Source organism: Paramesorhizobium leguminum (genome assembly GCF_003217235.1).
In the GTDB taxonomy this organism is placed as follows: Bacteria; Pseudomonadota; Alphaproteobacteria; order Rhizobiales; family Rhizobiaceae; genus Paramesorhizobium; species Paramesorhizobium leguminum.
The window spans coordinates 66,259-91,730 of the sequence record NZ_QJTF01000009.1 but is presented as its reverse complement, the minus strand read 5'-3'; the positions used below and the strand labels follow the sequence as shown (position 1 = coordinate 91,730).

The following is a 25,472-nucleotide window of genomic DNA, read 5'->3' as shown; positions in this document are numbered from 1 at the left end:
GCGGGCTGCTGGTTTCTGGCGGAGATATCTCATGTCGAAGAACATTTTCGTGGATCCCGAGACGCTGCCTTACCGGCCCTGTGTTGGGATCATGGTGCTGAACCGCGATGGTCTCGTCTGGGCCGGGCGACGCATTGTCATTCCCGACGGAGAAATGGCAGGCGCTTCGCAGCTTTGGCAGATGCCGCAGGGCGGAATTGACGATGGGGAGGATGCGGAACTGGCCGCGCGGCGGGAGCTTTATGAGGAAACCGGCATCCGCTCGGTTTCGCTTCTCGCCGAGGCCCCGGACTGGATCCATTACGACCTGCCGCCGCATCTGGTCGGGATCGCGCTCAAGGGAAAATATCGCGGGCAGAAACAGAAATGGTTCGCCTATCGCTTCGAGGGCAACGAGAGCGAGATCGCGATCAATCCTCCGCCGGAAGGGCACACGGCGGAGTTCGATGAATGGGCGTGGAAGCCGATGGATGAACTGCCGTCGCTGATCGTGCCTTTCAAGCGCGGGCTTTATGAGAAGGTGGTGGCGGCGTTCAGGCATTTGGCGGGGTAGCAGTGTATTAAGCGGAAACGTCGGCGGGGCAGCGTACCCCCCTCTGTCCTGCCGGACATCTCCCCCTCAAGGGGGGAGATTGGCCTTCATCGGTGATGGTGCCTTATCCTGCTACGTTGGCGATTGGGCAAAGCGGCCCTACAGCCAATCTCCCCCCTTGAGGGGGAGATGCCCGGCAGGGCAGAGGGGGGTGTTTCGCGCTGCCGCTGAGTGAATTCAATCCGTCAGCTCCCAAATCCTCTGCGCATTCTCCGAATAAAGCTTCCGCCTCTCCCCTTCACTCACTCCAGCAAACAGCGCATGTGTCGCTGCAACCCATGTGGAAAGCCCGCCGCCCAGCGTGCAGACGGGCCAGTCGCTGCCCCATATCACGCGGTCCCAGCCGAAGCAGTCGATGACGTGCTCGACATAGGGGGCGAGCGTTTCGACTTTCCAGGTTTCCGCATCGGCATAGGCGATGACGCCGGAGATCTTGGCCACCACATTCGGACGCCTTGCGATATCCGCAATGTTCTCGCGCCACGGATGCTGGTCGCCGGCGGCAATGGCAGGAACGCCGCAATGGTCAAGCATGAATTGGGTGCCGGGGGCTAGATCAGCCAGCGCCGCCGCGCGCGGGATTTGATGCGGGAGGACGCAGAGGTCGAAGGTGAGGTCGCTGCCATCGAGCCGTTTCATATTTTCGCGAAACAGGGCCTGTTCGGAGAGTTCGTCGGGCATGACGTGCAACACGCGGCGGAATCCCCTAATGAAGGGGTCGGCTTTCTTGCGCTCCAGAAAGGCGGGGAAGCTTGCCTCTTCCGGGCGGCAGGCGGAGATGGCGCCGATGATCAAGCTGCCGGGCTCGGATGCAAGGGTGCGGATATAATCCGTTTCGGCATCGATAGCCTCAGGGGCGACATCGACCTCCATGTGCAGGGCAGCGGCGATGCCGACGCGTTCCGCCTCACGCGCATATTGCCGGTAGAGAAAATCACGGTCGAGCGCCGGAACCGCGGCAAGCCATGGGTAGGCAAGCGCCTGCCTGTCGATGATATGCAGATGGGTGTCTATGAACATGCCAGCCACTCCTCCCAGAGCTTTTATGGTTGTTTAAATATGCGTACCCGCGAGTTCGGAAAGCGCCTTGGCCGCATTTACCAGGAGTTCCGTGACTTGGCCGATATCGGGGGCGTCCGGCGCGTTGACGAGCCCGATGTAAGGGCAGGTGAGGGCGGCGAGCGCGCGTCCGTCGGGCGCGAGAATCGGCGCGGAGAGATTATAGACGCCCGCCGTCTGCGCGCTCGCCATGACCTCATAGCCGCGCTCGCGGATCGCATCGAGGCGGGCATCGAATTCCGCCGGCTGGGCGGTGTCGTCCACGCGCCGCTCATATTCCGATATCATCATCGCCCGCTCCTCCTGCGAGCGGAAAGCGAGCAGCACATGGCCGGAGCCGGTGTTGAAGAGGCCGATGTGGGAGCCGACGCGGACGGAAATGCCCCAATAGTCCGGTGCCTCCTGCTGGGCGATCACCACCGCCGCGCCCCGGTCGAACACCACGAGCTGGTTGGCCTGGCGCGTCTGCATCGCCAGCTCGCGCATGATCGGCGTCGCATAGGAGGCGAGACGGCGCACCGGCGCGTGAAGTTGGGCGAGGCCGAACAGCTTGAGCGTCAGCGAAAAGCGGTCACCGTCGAGACGGGTGACATAATCGCGGCGCACCAGCCGGTCGAGCATGCGATAGAACTCGTTCGGGCTGCGGCCCAGCTCCTTGGCGATTTCGGCCTGCGTCAGCCCGCCGTCGATGCCGGCGAGCAACTCCAGAATGTCCAGCCCCTTGTCGAGCGCCGGCGCGCGGTAGCGGTCGCTGTCCTCGTCTTCGGCCATCGCGTTCTCCTGTAAATTGATCCCCTCATATACGAAGAGCGGTTTATCGTAGAAGCAAATTCATCGCTTGACGACTGATAAATTAAGTGTTTGCATATGAATGAAGCGCTCGTTGATTGGGGCGTTGATGGGCATCGGGAGGCGGTGGCCCAAAGGGAGGAAATCATGAGGAAATTGCTTACTGCCGTTTCGGCAGTGGCCATCGCTGTCGCGACCAGCGGCGGCGTATCGGCCCAGAACCTGCCCGGCAAATTCGAAGGGCAGACGATCGACGCCAAGCTTATCGGCGGGCAGCAATATGAGGCGCTCTACCAGCGCATCGGCGAATGGGAAAAGCTGACCGGCGCCAAGGTCAATATCCTTTCCAAGAAGAACCATTTCGAGCTCGACAAGGAAATCAAGTCCGACATCGCGGCGGGCAGCCTGAACTGGTGCGTGGGGTCGAACCACTCGTCCTTCGCCCCGCAATATCCAGGCATCTATACCGACCTGACGCCCTATATTCCGAAATCGGAAATCGAGGCTTTCGTGCCTTCGGTGATCAAGGCGGCGACGCTTGACGGCAAGCTCGTCATGCTGCCGCGCGCGCAGTTCGATGTCTCGGCGCTCTATTACCAGAAGAGCCTCTATCAGGACGAGGCGAAGAAGAAGGCGTACAAGGAGAAATACGGCGAGGATCTCGTGCCGCCGGATACGTGGGATGAAGTGACGAGGCAGGCCGAGTTCTTCTCAAATCCGCCGACCTTCTACGGCACGCAGTTCGCCGGCAAGGAAGAGGCGATCAATGGCCGCTTCTATGAAATGCTGGTCGCGGATGGCGGTGAATATCTCGACGCCGAAGGCAAGCCGGCATTCAATTCCGAGGCAGGCGTCAGGGCGCTCGACTGGTTCGTCAATCTCTACAAGGCGAAGGCCGTTCCTGTCGGCACCACCAATTATCTTTGGGACGATCTGGGGCAAGGCTTTGCCTCCGGCTCCATCGCGCTCAATCTCGACTGGCCGGGCTGGGCGGGCTTCTTCAACGATCCGAAGACCTCGAAGGTCGCCGGCAATGTCGGCGTCAAGGTGCAGCCGAAGGGCTCGTCCGGCAAGCGCACCGGCTGGTCCGGCTTCCACGGGTTCTCGGTGACGGAGGCTTGCCAGAACAAGGACGCGGCGGCCTCGCTCGTCTGGTGGCTCACCAACGAGGACAGCCAGAAGCTCGAATCCGCCGCCGGTCCGCTGCCGACCCGCACCGCCGTCTGGGCATACAACATCGAGAAGGCGAAGGGCGATCCCTATCGCACGGAGGTGCTGACGGCATTCCAGGAAGCATCCAAATACGCCTTCCCCGTGCCGCCGACGGCGGAGTGGATCGAGATTTCCAACGCGGTCTATCCGGAACTGCAGGCGGCGATCCTGGGGGATAAGACGTCCAAGCAGGCGCTTGATGATGCGGCGAAGAAGGCGACGCAGATACTAGAGGATGCGGGGAAGCTGTAGGGCTCCGCTTTCCCTCCCCCTTGCGGGGAGGGTGGCCCGCAGGGCCGGGTGGGGGTGGTGCAGAATAGAGCGCAACCGGCTCCACCCCCATCCGCCCGCTGACGCGGGCACCTTCCCCGCAAGGGGGAAGGAGGGCGCTAAAATCCATGCCGCATGCCGATCAGGAGCAGGCCGTTTAAATGAAATCCAGACTCCCCGCTCCCGTCCTTCTCCTTCTGCCCGCCATCATCGTGCTTGTCGCGGTCATCGTGCTGCCGCTGCTCTTCTCCTTCTATTCGAGCTTCACCCCCTTCCGGCTGACGCGGCCTGATACGTTGTGGACGTTCATCGGCATCCGCAATTACGTCAATGTGCTCTCCAACTGGGATTTCTGGGTCGCGTTCGGGCGCACCATCCTGCTGCTCACCATCGCGCTCAACGCGGAAATGTTTCTGGGCCTCGGGCTGGCGATGCTGGTCAACAAGGCGACGCATGGGCAGCGGTTGTTGCGTACGCTGATGATGTTTCCGATGATGTTCTCGCCCGTACTCGTCGGCTTCCAGTTCAAATTCCTGTTCAACGACAATATCGGTCTCGTCAACAATGCGCTGCAATCGCTAGGGCTGACCGACCAAGCGATCCCTTGGCTGATCAATGGAAATCTGGCGCTGTTTTCCATCATCGTCGCCGAGGTCTGGTCGTCCACGTCAGTCTTCGCCATCCTCATCCTCGCCGGGTTGCTGGCCATGCCGCAGGAGCCGGTGGAGGCGGCGCGGGTGGATGGCTGCACGCCCTGGCAGACCTTTCGCTATGTCACCTGGCCATTCGTCATGCCGTTTGCCTTCATCGCCATGACGATCCGCTCGCTCGACGTGGCGCGGGCCTATGACATCGTCAAGATCATGACCGATGGCGGGCCGGCAGGGCGCACCGAGTTGCTTTGGACGCTGGTGGGGCGGACGGCCTATAGCGATGCGAGAATGGGCATGGCCAACGCCATGGCTTATGTCTCGATCCTGCTTTCGATCCTTTTCACTGTCTATTTCTTTAGGAAACTGGCCGCCGCGCGCCAGCAAATCGGAGCGGAGTGGTAAGATGGAAGGCAGCAACACCTCCTACCGCGTCAAACGCCGGCTATTGAGCGTCGCGCATTTCGTCGGTCTGTTCCTGGCGATGGCGGTCATCTGCCTGCCGGGCTTTTGGGTCATCCTGAATTCGCTGCGCCCGACGGTCGAGATCATGGCGAAGCCGCCGGTGTGGATTCCGACGCAGTTGTCGCTGGAGGCCTATCGCGCCATGTTCAGCGGCGCAGGCGCGGGCGGTGTGCCGGTGTGGGATTATTTCCGCAATTCGATCATCGTCTCCGTCACCTCGACGGTGATTGCGCTCGCCATCGGCATGGCCGGCGGCTATGCCTTCGCGCGCTTCCGTTTCAAGGGCAAGTCGGCGATCTTCCTTGGCTTCATGCTGACCCGCGCGGTGCCGGGCATCGCGCTATCGCTGCCTTTGTTCATGATCTATGCCCGCATCGGCATCATCGATACGCATTTCGGGCTGATCCTCACTTATGTCGCGCTCAACGTGCCTTTCACCATCTGGCTGATCGACGGCTTCTTCCGTCAGGTGCCGAAGGATCTCGCAGAAGCGGCGCAGATCGACGGCTGCACCCGCTGGCAGGCGTTCTGGCAGGTGGAATTTCCGCTGGCCGGGCCCGGCATCGCATCCGCCGGCATCTTCGCCTTTTTGACTTCGTGGAACGAATATGCGCTCGCCTCGCAACTCACCCGGTCGGTCAATTCCAAGACGCTGCCGGTCGGGCTTCTCGACTATACCGCCGAGTTCACCATCGACTGGCGCGGCATGTGCGCGCTCGCCGTCGTCATGATCGTGCCGGCGCTGATCCTCACCTTCATCATCCAGAAACATCTGGTCTCCGGCCTCACCTTCGGCGCGGTAAAAGGATAATCATAGATGGCCACCGTATCACTCAAAAAACTCGTCAAACGCTACGGCACTGTCGAAGTGGTGCACGGCATCGATCTCGATGTGAAAGATCGCGAGTTCGTCGCGCTGGTCGGGCCTTCGGGGTGCGGGAAATCGACCACGTTGCGCATGATCGCCGGGCTGGAGGATATCAGCGACGGCGCGCTGGAGATCGGCGGCAAGGTGGTCAACGATCTGCCGCCACGGGCGCGCAATATCTCGATGGTATTCCAGTCCTACGCGCTCTATCCGCATATGACGGTGCGCGAGAATATGGGCTTTTCGCTCAAGATCGCCAAGCGTCCGCAAAAAGAGATCGAAGAGCGCGTTGCGGCGGCGGCGAATATTCTTGAGCTGACGCCGCTGCTGGAGCGCCGCCCGTCGCAGCTTTCCGGCGGCCAGCGCCAGCGCGTTGCCATGGGGCGGGCCATCGTGCGCCAGCCGGAGGTTTTCCTTTTCGATGAGCCGCTTTCCAATCTCGATGCCAAGCTGCGGACGCAGATGCGCACCGAGATCAAGAAGCTGCACGCCAAGGTGCAATCGACGATCATCTATGTGACGCATGACCAGGTGGAGGCGATGACGCTTTCCGACCGCATCGTCATCATGCGCGACGGTTATATCGAGCAGGTGGGGACGCCGGATGAGGTGTTCCGCTTTCCCGCCACGCGCTTCGTCGCGGGCTTCATCGGCTCGCCGCCGATGAATCTCGATGAGGCGACTGTCGATGACGGCAAGCTGGTTTTCGCTTCCGGCGATAGCCTGCCGCTGCCGGCGCAGTTCCGCGAACATGTGACAGCGGGACAAAAGGTGGTCTTCGGCCTGAGGCCGGATGATTTCTATCCGACGGGGCACGGGCTTTCCTCCAGCGAAGCGGCGAATATCCATCAGATCGATTTGCCGGTCTCGATCACGGAGCCGCTCGGCAACGAGACGCTGGTGACGGTTGAATTCAATAAACGGGAGTGGATGTCGCGGATGCTCAATCCGAGGCCGCTGGCGATGGGAGAGAAAGTGGCGATGAGCCTTGATCTGTCGCAGGCGCATCTCTTCTCGGCTGAAACGGGCCGGACCTTGCGGGACTGACATGGCACGGATCGAAAAAGTCGAATTGCGCATGGTCGATCTGCCGCCCAAGACGTTGCGAACGGATGCCATCCAGAGCTTTGTGAGCCAAGAGACGCCCATCGTCACCATCACGGATTCCGATGGCGCGACGGGGACCGGCTATAGCTATACGATCGGCACGGGCGGCTCGTCGGTCATGCGGCTTTTGTCCGATCATCTCGCTCCGCGTTTGCTGGGCGAGGATGCGGACCGGATCGAGGCGATCTGGCGCAAGCTGGAATTCGCCACCCATGCCACGACGATTGGCCCGATCACCGCGCTGGCGCTGGCGGCCATAGACACGGCGCTGTGGGATATCAGGGCGAAGAAGCAGAACCTGCCGCTGTGGAAGCTCGCCGGGGGCGCCAGGGACCGCTGCCCGCTTTATACGACCGAGGGCGGTTGGCTGCATATCGAGAAACAAGCGCTGGTCGAGGATGCGCTGGCGGCGAAGGAAAAAGGCTTTCGCGGCTCGAAGGTGAAGATCGGGCGTCCGCATGGGTCCGAAGACCTCGACCGTCTCTCGGCCATGCGCGATGCGCTGGGACCGGGCTTCGAGATCATGACCGATGCCAATCAGGGTTTTACGCTGGACGAGGCGATCCGGCGTTCGCATGTGTTGCGCGATATCGATCTCGCCTGGCTGGAAGAACCGCTTCCCGCCGACGATATCGACGGCCATGTGCGACTATCGGAGCGGACGAGCACGCCGGTCGCGGTGGGTGAGTCGCTCTATTCGATCCGCCATTTCCGCGAATATATGCAGCGTGGCGCCTGCTCCATCGTGCAAGTGGACGTAGCGCGCATCGGCGGCATCACGCCATGGCTGAAGGTGGCGCATTTGGCGGAAAGCTTCGACATCCCCGTCTGCCCGCATTTCCTGATGGAACTGCATGTGAGCCTCGCCTGCGCGGTGCCGAATGGGAAATATGTCGAATATATCCCGCAGCTTGATGATCTGACGCAGAGCTCGATGCGGATCGAGGACGGTCACGCAATCGCGCCCGATGCGCCGGGTATCGGCATCGACTGGGACTGGGATGCGTTGCGGTCCCGCAGTATTCCTGAGTTTACCACCGAGATCAGGGCCTGAGCCATGCAGCGAATGGGAATGGTCATAGGGCTCAATCCGGAAAAAATCGCCGAATACAAGCGCCTTCACGCGGCGGTGTGGCCGGAGATATTGGCGCTGATATCGGCCTGCAATATCCGCAATTACTCGATCTTCCTGCGCGAGCCGGAGAATTTGCTTTTCGGCTATTGGGAATATCACGGAACCGACTTTGCCGCCGACATGGCAAAGATGGCTGCTGATCCGAAGAACCAGGAATGGTGGTCGGTGTGTATGCCCTGCCAGGTGCCGCTATCGAGCCGCAAGGAAGGCGAGTGGTGGGCGATGATGGACGAGGTATTTCATGTTGATTGAGGTTTTTGGGCAAGGGAACCCCCCTCTGGCTTGCCAGCCATCTCCCCCTCAAGGGGGGAGATTACGCTGTCATGGGCGCTTCCGCCAATCGCCAACATTTCAGAACAGATACCGCCATCGATGCAGGCCAATCTCCCCCCTTGAGGGGGAGATGGCTGGCAAGCCAGAGGGGGGTATTGGCCCGCAAACGTTTCAATTTAGAAGTAAAATGCAAAATCGCAAGAGAGGGGGCTCTCTATGATCTTCTCTCCTTCCACTCTCATCCAATCCTGGCCTGTGCCCGTCAATCCCCGCCCAATCGTCACCTTCGGCGCAGGCTCCATCGTCGGCGATGCGCATTATCCCGCCTACCGCAAAGGCGGCTTTCCGATTGCAGGCCTTTACGACCCGGATCAAGCAAAGGCGCGAAAACTTGCGGATAACTGGGATGTGACGGCGTTTTCTTCCATAGCGGAAGCGGCCACCGTCGAAAACGCCGTCTTCGATCTCGCAACCCCGCCGGGACGCCATGCGGACGTGTTAAGGGCGCTGCCGGATGGCGCGACCGTGCTTATCCAGAAGCCGATGGGCAATACGCTGGAAGAGGCGCGGGAAATCCTGTCCGTGTGCCGCGAAAAGAAACTCATTGCGGCGATCAATTTCCAGCTTCGCTTCGCGCCTGTCATGCTGGCGTTGAAGGATGCCATTGCCAAGGGATGGCTCGGCGACGTCATCGATTTCGACGCATGGCTGGCGCTCGATACGCCGTGGCAGCTCTGGCCGTTCCTGAACGGCTTGCCACGCGTCGAGATCGCGATGCATTCGATCCATTATCTCGATCTCATCCGGCAGGTTCTTGGCGACCCGCAAGGCGTTCACGCCAAGACGATGGGCCATCCCAACCACAATGTGGCGCAGACGCGCACCTCCGCCATTCTCGATTATGGCGATACCGTCCGTTGTTCGCTCTCGATCAATCATGACCATAAATTTGGCCGCAAATATCAGGCATGCGAGTTCCGCATCTGCGGCACCGAGGGCGCGGCTTATGTGAAGCTTGGCGTCAATCTCGATTATCCGCGCGGCGAGCCGGACGTGCTGGAGATTTATCCCAAAGGAGGCGATGGCTGGGTGGCGGTGCCGCTTGCGGGCGCCTGGTTCCCGGATGCGTTCGTGGGGCGCATGGCCAATCTGCAGCGCTTTGCGGCGGGTGAGGACAAGGAGCTCATCAGTTCCGTGGAAGATGCATGGAATACGATGGCGCTGGTCGAAAGCGCCTATCGGTCGAGCGCGGCGCCTTCAACCCCACTCGATCCGAGACCCGCGAAAGGCTTAAGATAAGTGGAACAAACCATCTATTTCGAAGACTATGAACTGGGCCATGTGCGCACTACCACGGGCCGCACCATCACGGAGACGGATTTCGTCGTCCATGCCGGGCATACGGGCGATTTCTTCCCGCATCACATGGATGCGGAATTCGCCAAGACCACGCCATTCGGCCAGCGCGTTGCGCATGGCACCATGGTGTTTTCCATCGGCGTGGGCCTGACGGCGAGCCTGATCAATCCGGTCGCCTTCTCCTATGGCTATGACCGATTGCGTTTCGTGCGGCCTGTGTTCATCGGCGATACGATCCACACGCGCGTCACCATCGCCGCCAAGGAGGACGATCCGAAGCGCCCCGGTTCGGGCCGTGTGGTCGAGCGGTGCGAGGTGATCAACCAGCGCGGCGAGGTGGTTCTTGCCGCAGATCATATTCTGATCGCCGAGCGGCGAGCGAAGGAGGACTGAAAATGAGCGAGAACTTCAAGGGCAAGACGGTTCTGGTGACAGCGGCCGGACAGGGCATCGGCAAGGCGACGGCGCTTGCCTTCGCGCGGGCCGGGGCGACGGTGCATACCACCGATATCAATGAGCAGGCGCTCGCCGCGCTTGAGGGCGAGCCGGGCATTTCGACGCGCAGGCTGGATGTGCTGGATAGCGCAGCCGTCAGCCAGGCTGTGGCTGACATCGGCGCGGTGGATGTGCTGTTCAACTGCGCCGGTTTCGTCCATTCCGGCTCGATACTGGAAATCAAGGACGGCGATCTTGATTTCGCCTTCGATTTGAATGTCCGCTCGATGGTGCGCACCATCCGCGCCGTGCTGCCCGGCATGATTTTCAATGGCGGCGGGGCAATCGTCAACATGGCCTCGGTGGCGAGCAGCATCAAGGGTGTGCCGAACCGGTTTGCCTACAGCGTCACCAAGGCGGCGGTGATCGGGCTGACGAAATCGGTTGCCGCGGATTATGTCGGGCAGGGGATTCGCTGCAACGCCATCTGCCCCGGCACGGTGGAAAGCCCCTCGCTGCAGGAGCGGCTTAAGGCAACAGGCGATTATGAAGCCGCGCGCGCGGCTTTCATCTCCCGCCAGCCCATGGGACGCATTGGAACGCCGGAGGAAATCGCCGATCTCGCGGTCTATCTCGCCGGCGCGACCTATACGACGGGGCAGGCCTATGTCATCGACGGCGGGTGGGTGAATTGAGGGAATAGTGAATAGTGAATAGGGTAGGGAATAGGGAATAGGGAATACATCCCAAATTTGCCTACTCCCTACTCCCTACTCCCTACTCCCTTTTCAAATCATACAAGGAGACAAACATGAAACTGCTGCGATATGGCGAAGCAGGACAAGAAAAGCCGGGCGTTCTGGACAAGGACGGCAAGCTGCGCGATCTTTCCGGCCATGTGGCGGATATTGCCGGCGCGGTGCTTGCGCCCGATGCGCTGGCTTTGCTTGGCCAGATCGATCCTGAAAGCCTGCCGCTCGTTTCCGGCAGTCCGCGCCTTGGGCCTTGCGTTGCCGGGACTGGCAAGTTCATTTGCATCGGCCTCAATTACGCTGACCATGCCGCCGAATCCGGGCTGGCGGTGCCGCCGGAGCCTGTCATCTTCATGAAGGCAACTTCCGCCATCGTCGGGCCGAATGACGATATCGTCATTCCGCGCGGGTCGCAGAAGACCGACTGGGAAGTCGAGCTTGGCATCGTCATCGGCAAGACGGCCAAATATGTGAGCGAGGACAATGCGCTCGATTATGTAGCCGGTTATGCCGTGCTGCACGATGTCAGCGAACGCGCCTTTCAGACCGAGCGCGCGGGACAGTGGACCAAGGGAAAATCCTGCGACACGTTCGGCCCGACCGGCCCGTGGCTTGTCACCAAGGATGAAGTAGCCAACCCGCAGAATCTGGCGATGTGGCTGAAAGTCAATGGCGAGACGATGCAGGATGGTTCGACCAAGACCATGGTCTACGGCGTGCGCCATCTGGTTTCCTATTTGAGCCAGTTCATGTCGCTCCATCCTGGAGACATCATCTCCACCGGCACGCCCCCCGGCGTCGGCATGGGACTAAAGCCGCCGCGCTATCTGAAGGCCGGCGACGTGGTGGAGCTTGGTATCGAGGGGCTGGGTGTGCAGAGGCAGCATGTGAGGGCGGATATTTAAAGGAAACGCTGTAGCGAGGCATACCCCCCTCTGCCTTGCCAGGCATCTCCCCCTCAAGGGGGGAGATTACGCCTTCATCAATGTTCGGCACCAATCGCAGATGTCGAAGGTTGAATGCGGAGTATGGCGTCAGCCAATCTCCCCCCTTGAGGGGGAGATGCCCGGCAGGGCAGAGGGGGGTGAGAACACAAACGACTCCATCAAAACAGAAAATAGCCTAACCGGCTTCATCTCCATAAATACCGATCAAAGAGGTTCCCCGTGGCCCGCATTACAGATCTTCGCGTTTTCGACCTGCGTTTCCCGACGTCGCAAAGTCTCGACGGGTCGGATGCGATGAATCCGGATCCGGATTATTCCGCAGCCTATGTCATTCTCGATACCGATCAGGACGGGCTTGAGGGACACGGGCTTACCTTCACCATCGGGCGCGGCAATGATATCTGCTGCCTTGCCATCGAGGCGATGCGACATCTCGTTGTCGGGCAGGAGCTGGACGTCATCCGTAAGAATCCGGGCAAGTTCTGGCGGCATCTGACGGGTGACAGCCAACTCCGCTGGATCGGGCCGGACAAGGGCGCGATGCATCTGGCCGTGGGCGCGGTGGTCAATGCCGTCTGGGACCTGCTCGCCAAGCAGGCGGGGAAGCCCGTCTGGCGGCTGGTCGCCGAGATGACGCCGGAGGAGATCGTCAGGATCGTCGATTTCCGTTATCTGACCGACGTGCTGACGCCCGAGGAGGCGCTGGCAATTCTTCAGAAGGCTGAAGCCGGAAAGGCGGAACGGATCGCCACGCTCGAACGCGAAGGCTATGCCTGCTACACGACCTCCGCCGGCTGGCTCGGTTATTCCGACGAGAAGCTGAAGCGGCTCTGCCAGGAAGCGGTCGATGCCGGGTTCAACCATATCAAGATGAAGGTCGGGCGCGATCTGGAGGACGACATCCGCCGCTTGCGCATCGCCCGCGAGAGGATTGGCCCGGACCGTTTCCTGATGATCGACGCCAACCAGGTGTGGGAGGTTAATCAAGCGATTGACTGGGTGAACAAGCTCGCCTTCTGCAATCCTTATTTCATCGAGGAGCCGACCAGCCCTGATGATATCGCGGGGCACCGCAAGATCCGCGAGGCTATCGCTCCGGTGAAGGTGGCGACGGGTGAAATGTGCCAGAACCGCATCATGTTCAAGCAGTTCATCGCCGAAGGGGCAATCGATGTCGTGCAGATCGATTCATGCCGCATGGGCGGGCTGAACGAGGTGCTGGCGGTGCTGCTCATCGCTGCCAAATATGGCCTGCCCGTCTGGCCCCATGCGGGCGGCGTCGGGCTTTGCGAATATGTGCAGCATCTGTCGATGATCGATTATATCGCCGTTTCGGGCACCAAGGATGGCCGGGTCATCGAATATGTGGATCATCTGCATGAGCATTTCGTCGATCCCTGCGTGATCCGCGATGCGGCCTATATGCCGCCGTCGATGCCGGGGTTTTCGATTGAGATGAAGCCGGAGAGTATTGAAGAGTATCGGTGGCGGGGGTAGGGCGGTTCATGGTTGGATGGAATCGCGAGGCATACCTCAGCTAGAGAGCTTCCTCTTTTGATGGAATCGCTTGGTGTCCTTTTGCGCCGTTGTCGTGAATGGATAGGTTGAGGCATGGATTCCTGTGACAAGCACAGGAATGACGGGTGGAATTTAGCCGTTAACAGCAGACCTTCCGTCATTCCTGTGCTTGTCACAGGAATCCATTCCTCTACGTCTTCATGACAACAACGACCCCAAAACTGAATTCAGGCGATTCCATCAAAACGAGAACCGCCCTATTGCCATTGCATAACTGCGCGGTATTTGCCCTACTGCCCTACTGCCCTACTGCCCTACTGCCCTGCTCGCCCACCGTCTCCGGCGGGGCTTGCGTGGTTTCTCCGCGCCGGCGGAGACCAGCTCCATCGCAACCGCTTCCTTCTCGTGCACGGGTACGATTTCCACCGGCGGCAGCAGGGTGAACTCACGGCGCTCCCTTTCCGAGACGATGGAAAGGTCGATCACCTTTTGCAGGTCGGCCGCGTGGCGGAAGCTTGGGTCGGCCTGTCTGCCCGTGGTCACCGCCTCGACGAAGCGCTCGTAGTTGGTCTGCACGGGAGGAACCTCGATGACCTTCCACGTCGCCGTTTCGATGTCGTCGCCGAGACAGCCGCGCAGTTCCGACTCCTCCGGCCTGTGGATGATCTCCAGGCTGCCGCGCTCGCCATAGATGCGCAGCTTCAGCTCGTTGAGGTGGCCTGTGGCCCAGCGGCTCGCATGGATGACGCCGAGCGCGCCATTGGAAAAACCCACGGACATGGTGAAACTGTCATTGGCGTCGAGCACATAATCGCCGATCTTGCCCTCCGGCGCCTTGTCGAAGGCCTTCATGCGCGAAAACACATAATCGATATCGGTTGCCGCGCCATAGGATGCGAAGTCGAGAATGTGAATGCCGACATCGCCGAGAACGCCGTTCGAGCCGTGTTCCGTCGATAGCCGCCAGAGCCAGCGCGATTCCGTGCGCCAGTCGCCCCAGGCGCGGGAGACGAGCCAGCTCTGGAGATAGGAGGCCTCGACGTGGCGGACCGTGCCAAGCTGGCCGGCCAGCACCATGCCGCGGGCATATTGCAGCTGCGGCACGTTGCGGTAGGTGAGATTGACCATGTTGATGATACCGGCGGCCTCTGCGGCCTCGGTCATCTCCATCGCGTCGGCATGGTTTTCGGCGAGCGGCTTTTCGCAGAAGACATGCTTGCCCGCCTTGATCAGCGCAAGCGAGGTCGCATGGTGCATCCGGTCCGGCGTGATATTGGTCGCCGCGTCGAACTCACCCCAGGTTATGGCTTCTTCGAGCGACAGGAAGCGCTTTGGTATACCGAACAGCTCGGCGAACTGGGTCAGCCGCGTGGGATCCGGGTCGACAGCGGCGACGATTTCGACGCCATCGATCATCTTGAAATGGCTCACCTGGTTTTCGGCCATCGAGCCTGTGCCAACAACGATCAGTCTCATTGATAGTCCTCACCGATAACCGGCTTCGCCGGCCTGATGCAGTTTCGGGCCGCGCTCGACGATCGGTTCGAGCGCCTTCTCCACCGGTACGTTCGGGGCATCGGTTATGTTTTTGAGCGGCGGTTGCGGATTATGCGCCCATTTCACCGCGTTGATCAGCACCTTCCGGACATTGGCGTCGTGATAGGTCGGATAGGTCTCATGGCCGGGGCGGAAATAGAAGATATTGCCGGCGCCACGGCGCCAGGTCATGCCGGAACGGAACACCTCGCCGCCCTGGAACCAGGAGATGAACACCGTCTCCAGCGGTTCGGGAACGGAGAACTGCTCGCCATACATCTCCTCGTTCTCGAGGACGAAGCTCTCATCCAGCCCGGCGGCGATGGGGTGGCGCGGATTGATGACCCACAGGCGCTCGCGCTCGCCCGCCTCGCGCCATTTGAGCGCGCAGGGCGTGCCCATCAGGCGCTTGAAGATTTTGGAAAAATGGCCGGAGTGGAGCACGATCAGCCCCATGCCCTCCCAAACCCGCTTGGCGATGCGCTCAACGACCTCGTCCGAAACGTCGCCATGCGCCTTGTGACCCCACCAGACGAGCACATCGGTTTGCGCAAGGCGTTCTTCGCTCAGGCCGTGCTCCGGCTCCTGCAGCGTGGCGGTGGTCGCCTCGATCGCGGGATCGCGGGTGAGCGCGCCGGCAATCGTCGTATGCATCCCGTCGGGATAGATTTCCCGGACGAGCGCATTGGTATTTTCGTGGATGTTTTCACCCCACACAATCGTGCGAACAGGCACTGGCGCATTCCTCCATTTGACCAATCGGAACGATGGTAGAATAGATGGTCTTCAGAGCGCAATCCGATAATATTTGTGTGTATTTGCCCGTGTTCAACCGGCTAAAGCACCTTTAAGCGCGCCGGGGCGCCGCAAGGGAGCGGCCCCAATGGCAGGCCCTTCGGCATGGGCCAAATCCTGAATGATCGGGCAATCGGGCCGCTCATCTCCGTGGCAATGGTTGGCCAGATGGCGCAGGGTATCCGCCATCGCGAGCAGTTCCCGCTGCTTGGCCTCCAGTTCCTGGACATGCTGAAGCGCGATGCGCTTCACCTCGGAGGAGGCGCGCTCACGGTCCTGCCAGAGGGCCAGCAGCGTGCGGATATGCTCGATGGAAAAGCCCAGATCGCGACTGCGGCGGATGAAGCGCAGGGACTCGATATCCCTGTTCAAATAAACGCGATAGCCGGACGCGGTGCGCTCCGCCGGCGTGATAAGTCCTATCGATTCATAATGGCGGATCATTTTTGCCGAAACGCCAGAGGCGGTTGCGGCTTGCCCGATGTTCATGGACGCTCTCCATAAGTCTCAGCCTTATATAAGGAGCCGCGCAGGCTTATGCCAAGAGCCCGTATTCAGGCGGTTTCGCGGCTTTCCCCTTTGCCCAGCATCCAGATCAGATAGGCGCCGCCGATGAGCGAGGCGAAGAGACCGAGCGGCAGCTGATAGGGAAAAGCGACCATGCGCGACAGCCAGTCGGAGAGGACCATCAGGCCGCTGCCGATCACAATAGCGCCGGCAAGTCCGGGCAGGGGCCGGTGAAGGCCGATAAGCCGCGCCAGATGCGGCGCGATCAGGCCTATGAAGCTCAAGGGGCCGACGAGCAGCGAGGCAACGGCGGTGAGGCCTGCGCAGAGGATGACGAGCAGGATCCGGCTCATCGTCAACGGCAGGCCGAGGGCGTGCGCCGCCGTTTTTCCCAAGGGCAAGATATCGAGCCAGCGCGAGGTGAAGAACAGCGGCGCGATGAGCAGCAGGGCGGCGATGCAGGCGAGGCGGGCTTCGCTGGCCGAGACTTCGCTGATGGTGCCGCTCAGCCATTCGAGCAGGCGAAAGGATTGCCGGTCGCCCGTGGCGATAGCTGCCGTGAGCACCGCGCTGCACAGCGCGCCCATGCCGATGCCGGCAAGGAGCAGACGCTCCGGCCCGAAGCCGCTGCGCGCGGCAATGGCGAGCATGATGGCGAGTACGGCGAGCGCCCCCGCTGCCGAGCCGGCAAGCTGCGCGGCCTCTCCAGGCATGGCGCTCAAATAGAGGACGGCGGCGAGACCGACACCCGCGCCGGTTCCGATGCCGAGGATTTCGGGGCTCGCGAGCGGATTGCCCGTCAGCCGCTGCATGATGGTGCCGGCGGCGGCGAGCATCGCGCCTGCGGCTGCGGCGACGGCGACGCGGGGCGCGCGGAAGGGGAGAAGGTCGTGCAGCAAAGCGCCTTGGGCGAGATTCCAGCCGGCCGGCCCGCGTCCGAGTATGAGCGCTAGGGCTATGGTGATGAGAGCAAGAACCAGAAGGAGGCCGAGCAGGAAGGCGGGGTTCGCCGCGCGGCGGGTGACGGGCGGTTTGGCGTTCAGTGATGGCCATTCGAGCATGCGCAAGCGCGGCAATAGCCAGAGGAGCAGCGGGCCGCCGAGAAGCGCCGTCGCAGCGCCGGTGGGGATGCGCTCGCCGCCGGAGCCGGCGAAAAGCTGCACGAGCCCATCGGCGAGCCAGAGGAGGATCGCGCCGATGAGCGGCGTGGCGATGAGTTTCTGGCGCGGCGTGCGGGCGCCGCTCAACGTGGCAAGCGCGGGGGCGGCAAGGCCGATGAAGCCGATGATGCCGACTTCCGCCGTCACGCTCGCCGCGAGCCAGACGGCGAGGCCGATCACCATGAAGCGGGTTGCGTAGAGCGCCACGCCAAGGTTGCGGGCATTGGATTCGTCGAGGCCGAGGATGGTGAGCGGGCGCAACAGCAGGAGCGATGCGCCGGCGACCAGAACCAGCCGCAATGCAATTGCGAGGGTCGGTTCCCAGCCTTGCTGGGCGAGGGTTCCGCCGCCCCAGATGAAGAGCGAGAACATATATTCGCCATTGGCGATGATGAGCGCGGCGCTTGCGGCGGTGGCCGTCAGCGATACCATCATGCCCGCGAGCACGACGGAAACCGGTTCAAGGTCACGCCGCCAGTTGAGCGCCAGGATGAGCCCCACCGCCGCCAGCCCGCCCGCCAGCGCCACACCCTCGCGGCCCGCTTCGAGGAGAAACGGCGCGTAGATGGCGGCGGCGGCCATGGCGAGTTGCGCGCCGGCGGAGATGCCGAGCGTCGAGGGTTCGGCCAGCGGATTGCGCAGCACGCGCTGGAGAAGCAGCCCGGAAAGGCCGAGCGCCGCGCCGCAAAGCATCGCCATCGCCGCGCGCGGCAGGGTGGCCTGAACCAGGATGACGCGCTGAAGCGTTGGCGTGGCGGCGCCGGGTGAAAGATGCTCCGTGATGACGACGAGGCAAAGAATGGCGGCGGTGAGCGCCAGCAGCGCCCAGAGAATGATGGGGCGGCGAGGGAGACTGGCTTCAGCCATTGGGATCAGCCAGAAATGATCCGGCTTGCCCGAGCAGGCGGACGAAGCGGCGGGCGGCGGGGAGGCCGCCGAAATGGTCTATTGCGTCGAGCATCGCAACGCGGCCTTCGCTGACGGCGGGCAGCGCGTTCCATATGGGGCTTCGCGGCAGGATTTCGCGCGCTTCGGGTGGCACGGGGCCGATGACGACGATATCTGCTTGCGGAATATTCGCCAGCGCCTCTATGCCGACAGGGGCGGTGGCTGAATAGCTTGTCGTGCCTTTCCAGGCGTTGGTTAGCCCGATTCGGCCCAGCACATCGCCGAACATGCTGTCGCCGCCGAAAGCGCGGAAATGGCTGATATCGCCGATGCTGATGAGGAGGACGGGGCGGTGGATGCGGTTTTTGACGCGTTGGCGCAGGCTTTCGATTTCAGCCTCTGTCGCGGCGATATAGTTTTGCGCGGCGGCTTCCAGCCCGAGCTTCCGGCCGAGCGCCAGCATGGCGTCGCGCGCGGGGTCGAAGGGCGGTGTGCCTACCTGATAGACGGTCGCGGAAAAGACCGGGGCGACGCGCTCGAAAGCCGCGCGCCGATATTCGTAGAAGCTGGAGCTCAGGATGAGATCGGGCGCGAGGATGCGCAGGAGCTCCATGTTCGGCGCGCCGCGCAGGCCCAGATCGGCAACGGTTTGCGGCACTTCCGGCTCGATGGCGATTTGGCGGAACTGGATGAGCTCAGTGGCCGCGACGGGAACGACGCCGATGGCGAGGGCGGTCTCCAGCATCGCCCAGTCGATCACCGCGATGCGGGGGAGGGGGGCGGCAGAGAGGCGGGCCGGCCATGCGAATGCGCCCGCTGTGAGGGCGAGGAGGGTGCGGCGGGTTATTTGGGGGCTTGGCAGGTTTACTCCCCTCTGGCTTTCCAGCCATCTCCCACACACCCCGTCATCCTCGGGCTTGACCCGAGGATCCACGGCAGAGAGGCAGGACCGGCATTGTCATCCGCAACGGGATAGTAAACACGGCAGTACAATACAATCATAGGCACGATGGATTATCGATCACGTTGCGGCTGACAGGAAAGCCGGCGCCCTCTTGCCGTGGATCCTCGGGTCAAGCCCGAGGATGACGGGGTGTGTGGGATCACCACTTCACATGCGCCTTCAGCAGCGCCTTGCGGCCTTCGCCATAGCCGCAGGAGAGCGTCGTCTGGCAGCCTGCCACATAGTCCTTGTCGAAGAGGTTGGTGACATTGAGATCGACGCCCCAATTGTCCTTCTCATAGCCGAGCTTGAGATCCACCAGCGCCACATCCGGCACCTTGTACTTGTTTTCCGCATCGGCGTAGGACGAGCCGACATAGCGGACACCGGCGCCGATCTGCACGCCTTCGAGCGCACCGTCAAGGAAGGCATACTGCGCGAAGACTGAGGCTTGTGTTTCCGGGACCAGAACAGGCTGATTACCGACGGCAGCGTGGAGGTCGCCCGGCGCTGCTTCATTTACTTCGAGTTTGTAGGCGGTGAAGGCCGCCGTCACGCGCCATGCCTCGGTGATATTGGCCTGTGCTTCCAGTTCGAAGCCCCGCGAATTGACCTCACCGACCTGTGTTTTGGACCCGTTTGGCCCCATAACTACATTCTGCTTAGTCAGGTCAAAGAACGAGGCGGTAATGAGACCGTCAAATGCCTCTGGACGGTATTTGACGCCTACCTCATATTGCTCGCCGGTTTCGGGCTTCGCCTGTTCTTTGGTAACCAGCGCGTCAAGGAGTGGGTTGAAGAAGGTGGCAACGCTGGCATAGGGCGTAAGGCCATTTTCGAATTCATAACCGATGCCGAAACGGCCGCTCGCCTTGCCTTCATGAACGTCATAAGACGGCAGGCCTTCGGATTTGTCCGATACATAATCGTAACGGCCATTGAGCGTCACGATCCAGCCATCGCCGAAGCGGAGTTGATCCTGCGCGTATATGCCGACCTGATTACGGCTTAGGTCCTGATTGATGTAGGGCTTTCCAAGCGTTTCTTGCGGCAAGCCGTAGACAGGATCGAAAGGACTGATCGGCGTGCCCGAGGCAGACTGTTGCATCTGATCGATGTTGAAATATTTATATTCGAGGCCGAAGAGCAGCGTGTGCTCGATGGCGCCAGTCGTAACCGTGCCCTGTAACTGATTGTCCACCAAGAAGGTGTTGACCGTTGTATCGTGGCGGAAATTGATGCGGGCGAGATCGTAATTGTCCCCTGATGGCTTCTCCGCGAAACCATAGCCATAAGGATAAAGGCTATGCTCCTTCACATGGGAAAAGCCGTAACGCAGGTTCTGGCGCACTGTCCAGTCATTGTCGAAGGTGTGTTCCAGTTCGTAGCCGATGGAGGCCTGCTCACGGTCGTAGCTGTCGATGGACGGTTCGGTGAAATTGCTTTTGCGGGAAATCCTGCCGAAGGGCGCATCCACTACCGTGCCGAAATAGGGCAGGAAGGCGCCGCCATTGTGGGTGGCGTCGAGATGGGTGTAATTGGCGAGGACGGTGAATTTCGTCGCTTCGTCCGGGCTCCAGGTGATGCTGGGCGAGATGACGCCGCGGAAATCTTCTGAAAAATCGGTGTAGCCGTCGCCGCCGGAGATGATGCCGTTGACGCGGTAATCGACGACGTCGGATGCCTTGTCGCCGATGTCGAAGCCCAGATAGCCGTTGCCATAGCTGTTGACGCCGGTTTCGACATAGCGCAGGCGCTCGCCGGTGGGGCGCTTGCTGACATAATTGACGATGCCGCCCGGATTGCCGCCGCCATAAAGCGCGGAAGCCGGGCCCTTCAGTACTTCGATGCGCTCAAGCCCGAAGCTGTCGATGAGGAAGCCGCCGAAGCCGTAGCTGAAGTTCTGCAGGCCATCGAGATAGGTGCCGGTCTGGGTGGCGTCGAAGCCGCGGATATAGAGCCAGTTGGTATCCTGGTCGGGGCCGAAGGGCTGGGAGAAGACGCCGGCGGTGTAACGCAGCGCCTCATCGATCTTCTGCGCGCCGATGTCGTCCATCTCCTCGCGCCCGACGACCGAGACCGGCTGCGGGATCTGCTCGATCGGTGTACTGGTCTTGGAGCCGGTGGCGGTGTTCTCAGGCACGAAGCCCTTGATCGGGCCGGTGGCGCTGCCTTTGGCCCCGCCTTTGCCGCTCTCGACGGTGATCTGCTGCAGCTGGATAGGCGCGCCGGCTTCCTGCGCCTGGAGCGGCGAAGAGAGAACGGGAAGCGCGGCTGCGCTGCCGAGGAGGACGCGGAGAGTGAGCTTCCGGCGCGATGCGGTCATGGCAATGAACCCCTGCTTGACGACGTTTCCCATGCCGTTTTCAGCGCGGCCATCGGAAACCTTGTTAACCCCTATCGAATAAGATGAGGGTTTATATCAAGATTATGCGCATGGATTGTCGTTTCTTGCGATTTATTGAACGCTTTTGGCTTTTTAATCGGTCTGCCCACGCAGCCATGCAGCCGGGGTCACGCCCACGAAACGCTTGAAAACCCTGGTGAAATGGGCCTGATCCGAAAAGCCGGTGGCTGAGGCGACTGATGTCAGCGAGATCGTCTTGCGGTTCATCAATTCGCGCGCCCTGTCGATGCGCGCCTGCATTTGCCACTGGTGCGGGGGCAGGCCGGTCGATGCCTTGAAGGCGTGGCTGAAATGGGTTTCCGACAGGCCGCAGAGATCGGCGAGGTCCTTTAGCCGGATGGAGCGCAGGCAGTTCTCTTCCAGAAAATCGATGACGCGGCGCAACTGGCGCGGCGAAAGTTGGCTGCGTTTTCTTGGCAATACCTGTCCGATCTTGAACAGATCGGCGAAGAGCGCCGCCACCAGCCCGTCGCCATAGAGATCATGCAGCGGATCGTCGTTCATGCATTCGGCTGCGATGAGGCCCGCGAGGCTGGCTATGCGTTCGTCGGAAAACATCAGGCGGGGCTGCCCGAGCTTTTCCATATCGAGCGCGCCGGCAAAGCGCCGGGACAGCGTCTCGATATCGAAATGCAGGTCGAGATGGCGGAGGAAGCCGGTGTTCTCCGCCTCGCTCCAGATATGCATTCCGGCGGGGATGTAGCTCATCCGGTTGGGAGCGGCGCTTTTTGGCGTAGGCTGCTGGCGCTCGCTCTGGCGGATGGCGAACTTGCCAACGCCGTCATTGTCGAGCACGACGAAAAGACGCGGTGCTCTCGAGACATATTGGCCTGAGGCGCCTTCCGAGCAGATGACGGACCAGACATCGGCAAGGACGCCATTCCAAGCGCGCCAGCGCAAACCATCCACGATGGACACGCCTTCTACTTTGCTTTTCATCTGGGGGTGGAACGTCATGAGGGGGAGCAAACAAAATATGTGGGTGGAAGTCAAGTTTATGATGGGTATCGATAAGGGGCGGCGCGAGGCAACATCCCCCTCTGCCCTGCCGGGCATCTCCCCCTCAAGGGGGGAGATTGGCCTGCATCGATGACGGCGCTTTATCTTGCGACGCTGGCGATTGGCGAAAGCGGTCCTCTCAGCCAATCTCCCCCCTTGAGGGGGAGATGCCCGGCAGGGCAGAGGGGGGTATCAGGCGCCAGCGTTTCATCCATAACCCAAGAGACAGTTGCGTCCGTCATCCGCCTGTCGCATTTTGAAAGCATTGCAGGCGAAAGGCGAAAAGCGTGGCTCCGAAGCGCGATAACAACAATACCAGGCTCGATGATGCGGCGCGGGCGGGGTGGCTTTATTACATAGCCGGCAATACGCAGGATGAGATTGCCGCCAAGCTTGGCGTCTCGCGTCAGTCGGCGCAGCGCATGGTTTCACTCGCGGTCACCGAGGGGCTGGTCAAGGTGCGGCTCGACCATCCGATCGCCAATTGCCTCGATCTTGCATCGCGGCTGAAGGCGCAATTCGGTTTGCGCTTCGCTGAAGTCGTGCCGACCGATCCCGCCTCGTCTTCGACGACGCTTGGTGTGGCTGAAGCGGGAGCGGAGGAGATGGCGCGGTGGTTGAAATCATCCGAGCCGATCGTGATGGCGATCGGCACAGGGCGCACGCTGAAGGCGGCAATCGAGCAATTGTCGCCGATGGAATGCCCGCAACATAAGGTCGTTTCTCTGACCGGTAATATCGCGCCGGACGGGTCCGCCGCGTTCTACAACGTCATCTTCAATATCGCCGACGCGATCCATGCGCGCAGCTTTCCCATGCCGCTGCCGGTCATCGCCTCGTCGCCGGAGGAGCGCGAACTCTTGCACACCCAGGCGATGATCCGCCCGGTGCTGGAACTGGCGGCGAGGGCGGATGTGACGTTTCTTGGCATCGGCGATCTTGGCGACGATGCGCCTCTTTATCTCGATGGTTTCGTTTCGCAGGCTGAGTTGAAGGCGCTGCAGAAGGCCGGGAGCGTCGGCGAAATCCTTGGCTGGTCGTTCGACAGCGAGGGTCGTATGCTGGAGGGGCTGACCAACGAGCGCGTCGCCAGCGCGCCTATTCCGAGCGGCGGGAATGCTCTCGTTATCGCGCTGGCCAAAGGCGCGAAGAAGCAGCCGGCCATCGCCGCGGCGGTGAAAGGCCGGCTGGTCAATGGCTTGATCACCGACGAGGCGACCGCCGCCGCGCTTCTTAAAAGCGAGCGGTAAGCTTCGCGGTTGAAGACGCTCCGTATTGTTGCATTGCGGCGACGAATGGGACTTGACACTTTGCGTTGTTTCGTGAGCAATTGCTCATACTGATATCAATTGCTCTAATGTTTGGGAGGAACAGATGAGATTGAAATCCTTGATGCTTGGCGCCTGCTCGCTGGCCGCAATGACGGTATGGGCGCAGGCCGAGACGCTGACCATCGCCACTGTGAACAATGGCGACATGGTCCGCATGCAGAAGCTTTCCGATGACTTCAAGGCGAAGAACCCCGGTATCGATCTGGAATGGGTGACGCTGGAGGAAAACGTTCTTCGCCAGCGCGTCACCACCGACATCGCCACCAAGGGCGGACAGTACGATATCATGACCATCGGCACCTATGAGGTTCCGATCTGGGCCAAGCAGGGATGGCTCCAGCCGCTCGACAAGCTGGTTGCGGATGATGATTACGACGTCAACGATCTGTTGCCGCCGATCCGTAGCGGCCTCACCTATGAGGGCAAGCTTTATGCCTCGCCGTTCTATGGCGAGAGTTCCTTCGTCATGTACCGCAAGGATCTGTTCGAGAAGGCCGGGCTGACAATGCCCAATGCGCCGACATGGGATTTCATCGGTGAAGCCGCGCGCAAGCTGACCGACAAGAGCAAGGAAATGTACGGCATCTGCCTGCGCGGCAAAGCAGGCTGGGGCGAAAACATGGCATTGCTCACAGCCATGTCCAACTCCTTTGGCGCGCGCTGGTTCGATATGGACTGGAAGCCGCAATTCGACCAGCCGGAATGGAAGGCGACGCTCGAATACTACGTCAATCTGATGAAGGATGCCGGACCTCCGGGAGCGTCCTCCAACGGTTTCAATGAAAATCTGGCGCTGTTCCAGTCAGGCAAGTGCGCCATGTGGATCGACGCCACGGTGGCGGCTTCGTTCGTCAGCGATCCGAAGGAAAGCCAGGTTGCCGACAAGGTCGGCTTTGCGCTGGCGCCGGACAACGGTTTGGGCAAGCGCGGCAACTGGCTGTGGGCATGGTCACTCGCCATTCCGGCCGGGTCGAAGAAGACCGAGGCAGCCGAGAAGTTCATCGATTGGGCCACAAGCCAGAGTTACACGCAGCTTGTCGCGTCCAAGGATGGCTGGCTCAACGTGCCGCCCGGCACGCGCACCTCGCTCTATGAAACGCCTGACTACATAAAGGTTGCGCCCTTTGCCAAGGCGACGCTGGAATCGATCAACTCCGCCGATCCGGACAAGCCGACGGTGAAGCCGGTGCCTTATGTCGGCGTGCAGTTCGTCGCCATTCCTGAATTCCAGGGGCTCGGCACGGCGGTCGGCCAGCAATTCTCGGCGGCGCTCGCGGGGCAGATCACGGTCGATCAGGCGCTGAAGAACGCACAGCAGTTGAGTGTGCGCGAGATGACGAAGGGCGGGTATATTAAGTAAGCCCGATCGCTGTTGGGGGCTGCCCCTCATCCGCCTGCCGGCACCTTCTCCCCGCACGCGGGGAGAAGGAAGAGGTGGCAACGTCTGCGCTCTCTGAGCACCGTGGGGAAGAGGA

23 protein-coding genes are annotated in these 25,472 nt (G+C 61.2%); 14 read left to right on the top strand and 9 right to left on the bottom strand.

The window, feature by feature from the left end:
• The first annotated feature begins 31 nt into the window (after window positions 1-31).
• Window positions 32-553: an RNA pyrophosphohydrolase gene (locus tag C7477_RS09590; RefSeq protein ID WP_110751478.1), complete on the top strand. Its 522-nt coding sequence runs from the start codon at window positions 32-34 to the stop codon at window positions 551-553.
• A 216-nt stretch (window positions 554-769) separates the two neighbouring features.
• On the opposite strand, the gene C7477_RS09580 is transcribed toward C7477_RS09590, so the two are convergent.
• Window positions 770-1,612: an amidohydrolase family protein gene (locus C7477_RS09580; protein ID WP_110751476.1), complete on the bottom strand. Its 843-nt coding sequence runs from the start codon at window positions 1,610-1,612 to the stop codon at window positions 770-772.
• A 33-nt stretch (window positions 1,613-1,645) separates the two neighbouring features.
• Entirely contained in the window at window positions 1,646-2,422 is a 777-nt protein-coding gene (locus C7477_RS09575) for an IclR family transcriptional regulator (RefSeq protein WP_110751474.1), read from the bottom strand.
• A 165-nt stretch (window positions 2,423-2,587) separates the two neighbouring features.
• Between C7477_RS09575 and C7477_RS09570 the strand changes: the two genes are divergently transcribed.
• The 11 genes from C7477_RS09570 (at window position 2,588) to C7477_RS09515 (ending at window position 13,410) form a co-directional block, all read left to right on the top strand.
• The gene (locus C7477_RS09570; RefSeq protein WP_110751574.1) at window positions 2,588-3,904 is read left to right on the top strand and encodes an ABC transporter substrate-binding protein; all 1,317 of its coding nucleotides are present in this window, start codon (window positions 2,588-2,590) and stop codon (window positions 3,902-3,904) included.
• Between the two features lie 179 nt (window positions 3,905-4,083).
• Window positions 4,084-4,977, top strand: coding sequence for a carbohydrate ABC transporter permease (locus tag C7477_RS09565; protein ID WP_110751472.1), 894 nt, complete (start codon window positions 4,084-4,086; stop codon window positions 4,975-4,977).
• Between the two features lies 1 nt (window position 4,978).
• Window positions 4,979-5,848, top strand: coding sequence for a carbohydrate ABC transporter permease (locus C7477_RS09560; protein WP_110751470.1), 870 nt, complete (start codon window positions 4,979-4,981; stop codon window positions 5,846-5,848).
• 6 nt (window positions 5,849-5,854) lie between these two features.
• Complete coding sequence (locus C7477_RS09555) at window positions 5,855-6,952, top strand: ABC transporter ATP-binding protein (RefSeq protein ID WP_110751468.1); 1,098 nt, start codon at window positions 5,855-5,857, stop codon at window positions 6,950-6,952.
• Between the two features lies 1 nt (window position 6,953).
• Window positions 6,954-8,066, top strand: coding sequence for a mandelate racemase/muconate lactonizing enzyme family protein (locus C7477_RS09550; RefSeq protein ID WP_110751466.1), 1,113 nt, complete (start codon window positions 6,954-6,956; stop codon window positions 8,064-8,066).
• A 3-nt stretch (window positions 8,067-8,069) separates the two neighbouring features.
• Window positions 8,070-8,399, top strand: coding sequence for an L-rhamnose mutarotase (locus C7477_RS09545; protein WP_110751464.1), 330 nt, complete (start codon window positions 8,070-8,072; stop codon window positions 8,397-8,399).
• Window positions 8,400-8,636: 237 nt separating this feature from the next.
• Window positions 8,637-9,719 carry a Gfo/Idh/MocA family protein gene (locus C7477_RS09540; RefSeq protein WP_110751462.1) on the top strand — a complete coding sequence of 361 codons (1,083 nt, stop codon included), beginning with the start codon at window positions 8,637-8,639 and terminating at the stop codon, window positions 9,717-9,719.
• Window positions 9,720-10,172 carry a MaoC/PaaZ C-terminal domain-containing protein gene (locus tag C7477_RS09535; RefSeq protein WP_110751460.1) on the top strand — a complete coding sequence of 151 codons (453 nt, stop codon included), beginning with the start codon at window positions 9,720-9,722 and terminating at the stop codon, window positions 10,170-10,172.
• 2 nt (window positions 10,173-10,174) lie between these two features.
• Window positions 10,175-10,909 (top strand): SDR family oxidoreductase, encoded by a 735-nt coding sequence (locus tag C7477_RS09530; RefSeq protein ID WP_110751458.1) that lies wholly within the window; start codon window positions 10,175-10,177, stop codon window positions 10,907-10,909.
• Window positions 10,910-11,025: 116 nt separating this feature from the next.
• Complete coding sequence (locus C7477_RS09525) at window positions 11,026-11,871, top strand: fumarylacetoacetate hydrolase family protein (protein ID WP_110751456.1); 846 nt, start codon at window positions 11,026-11,028, stop codon at window positions 11,869-11,871.
• 261 nt (window positions 11,872-12,132) lie between these two features.
• Complete coding sequence (locus tag C7477_RS09515; RefSeq protein WP_110751454.1) at window positions 12,133-13,410, top strand: L-fuconate dehydratase; 1,278 nt, start codon at window positions 12,133-12,135, stop codon at window positions 13,408-13,410.
• 327 nt (window positions 13,411-13,737) lie between these two features.
• On the opposite strand, the gene C7477_RS09510 is transcribed toward C7477_RS09515, so the two are convergent.
• From C7477_RS09510 to C7477_RS09480, 7 genes are all read right to left on the bottom strand, one after another.
• The gene (locus C7477_RS09510; RefSeq protein ID WP_110751452.1) at window positions 13,738-14,907 is read right to left on the bottom strand and encodes a Gfo/Idh/MocA family protein; all 1,170 of its coding nucleotides are present in this window, start codon (window positions 14,905-14,907) and stop codon (window positions 13,738-13,740) included.
• A 9-nt stretch (window positions 14,908-14,916) separates the two neighbouring features.
• Window positions 14,917-15,702, bottom strand: coding sequence for a ThuA domain-containing protein (locus C7477_RS09505; RefSeq protein WP_110751450.1), 786 nt, complete (start codon window positions 15,700-15,702; stop codon window positions 14,917-14,919).
• 93 nt (window positions 15,703-15,795) lie between these two features.
• Window positions 15,796-16,251, bottom strand: a complete 456-nt coding sequence (gene cueR / locus C7477_RS09500) for a Cu(I)-responsive transcriptional regulator (RefSeq protein ID WP_110751448.1) — start codon at window positions 16,249-16,251, stop codon at window positions 15,796-15,798.
• A gap of 65 nt (window positions 16,252-16,316) precedes the next feature.
• On the bottom strand, window positions 16,317-18,296 hold the full coding sequence (fhuB, locus tag C7477_RS09495; protein ID WP_110751446.1) for a Fe(3+)-hydroxamate ABC transporter permease FhuB: 1,980 nt from the start codon (window positions 18,294-18,296) through the stop codon (window positions 16,317-16,319).
• Window positions 18,289-19,218: an ABC transporter substrate-binding protein gene (locus C7477_RS09490; RefSeq protein WP_245411792.1), complete on the bottom strand. Its 930-nt coding sequence runs from the start codon at window positions 19,216-19,218 to the stop codon at window positions 18,289-18,291. Before C7477_RS09490 ends, fhuB begins: the two co-directional genes overlap by 8 nt.
• Window positions 19,219-19,420: 202 nt before the next feature.
• Complete coding sequence (locus C7477_RS09485; protein ID WP_245411791.1) at window positions 19,421-21,619, bottom strand: TonB-dependent siderophore receptor; 2,199 nt, start codon at window positions 21,617-21,619, stop codon at window positions 19,421-19,423.
• Between the two features lie 120 nt (window positions 21,620-21,739).
• Window positions 21,740-22,624: a helix-turn-helix domain-containing protein gene (locus C7477_RS09480; RefSeq protein ID WP_110751568.1), complete on the bottom strand. Its 885-nt coding sequence runs from the start codon at window positions 22,622-22,624 to the stop codon at window positions 21,740-21,742.
• Window positions 22,625-22,953: 329 nt separating this feature from the next.
• On the opposite strand from C7477_RS09480, the gene C7477_RS09470 reads away from it, so the two are divergent.
• Both C7477_RS09470 and C7477_RS09465 read left to right on the top strand, forming a co-directional pair.
• Window positions 22,954-23,916: a sugar-binding transcriptional regulator gene (locus C7477_RS09470; RefSeq protein WP_110751445.1), complete on the top strand. Its 963-nt coding sequence runs from the start codon at window positions 22,954-22,956 to the stop codon at window positions 23,914-23,916.
• Window positions 23,917-24,040: 124 nt separating this feature from the next.
• The gene (locus C7477_RS09465; RefSeq protein WP_110751443.1) at window positions 24,041-25,357 is read left to right on the top strand and encodes an ABC transporter substrate-binding protein; all 1,317 of its coding nucleotides are present in this window, start codon (window positions 24,041-24,043) and stop codon (window positions 25,355-25,357) included.
• The last annotated feature ends 115 nt before the right edge of the window (window positions 25,358-25,472 follow it).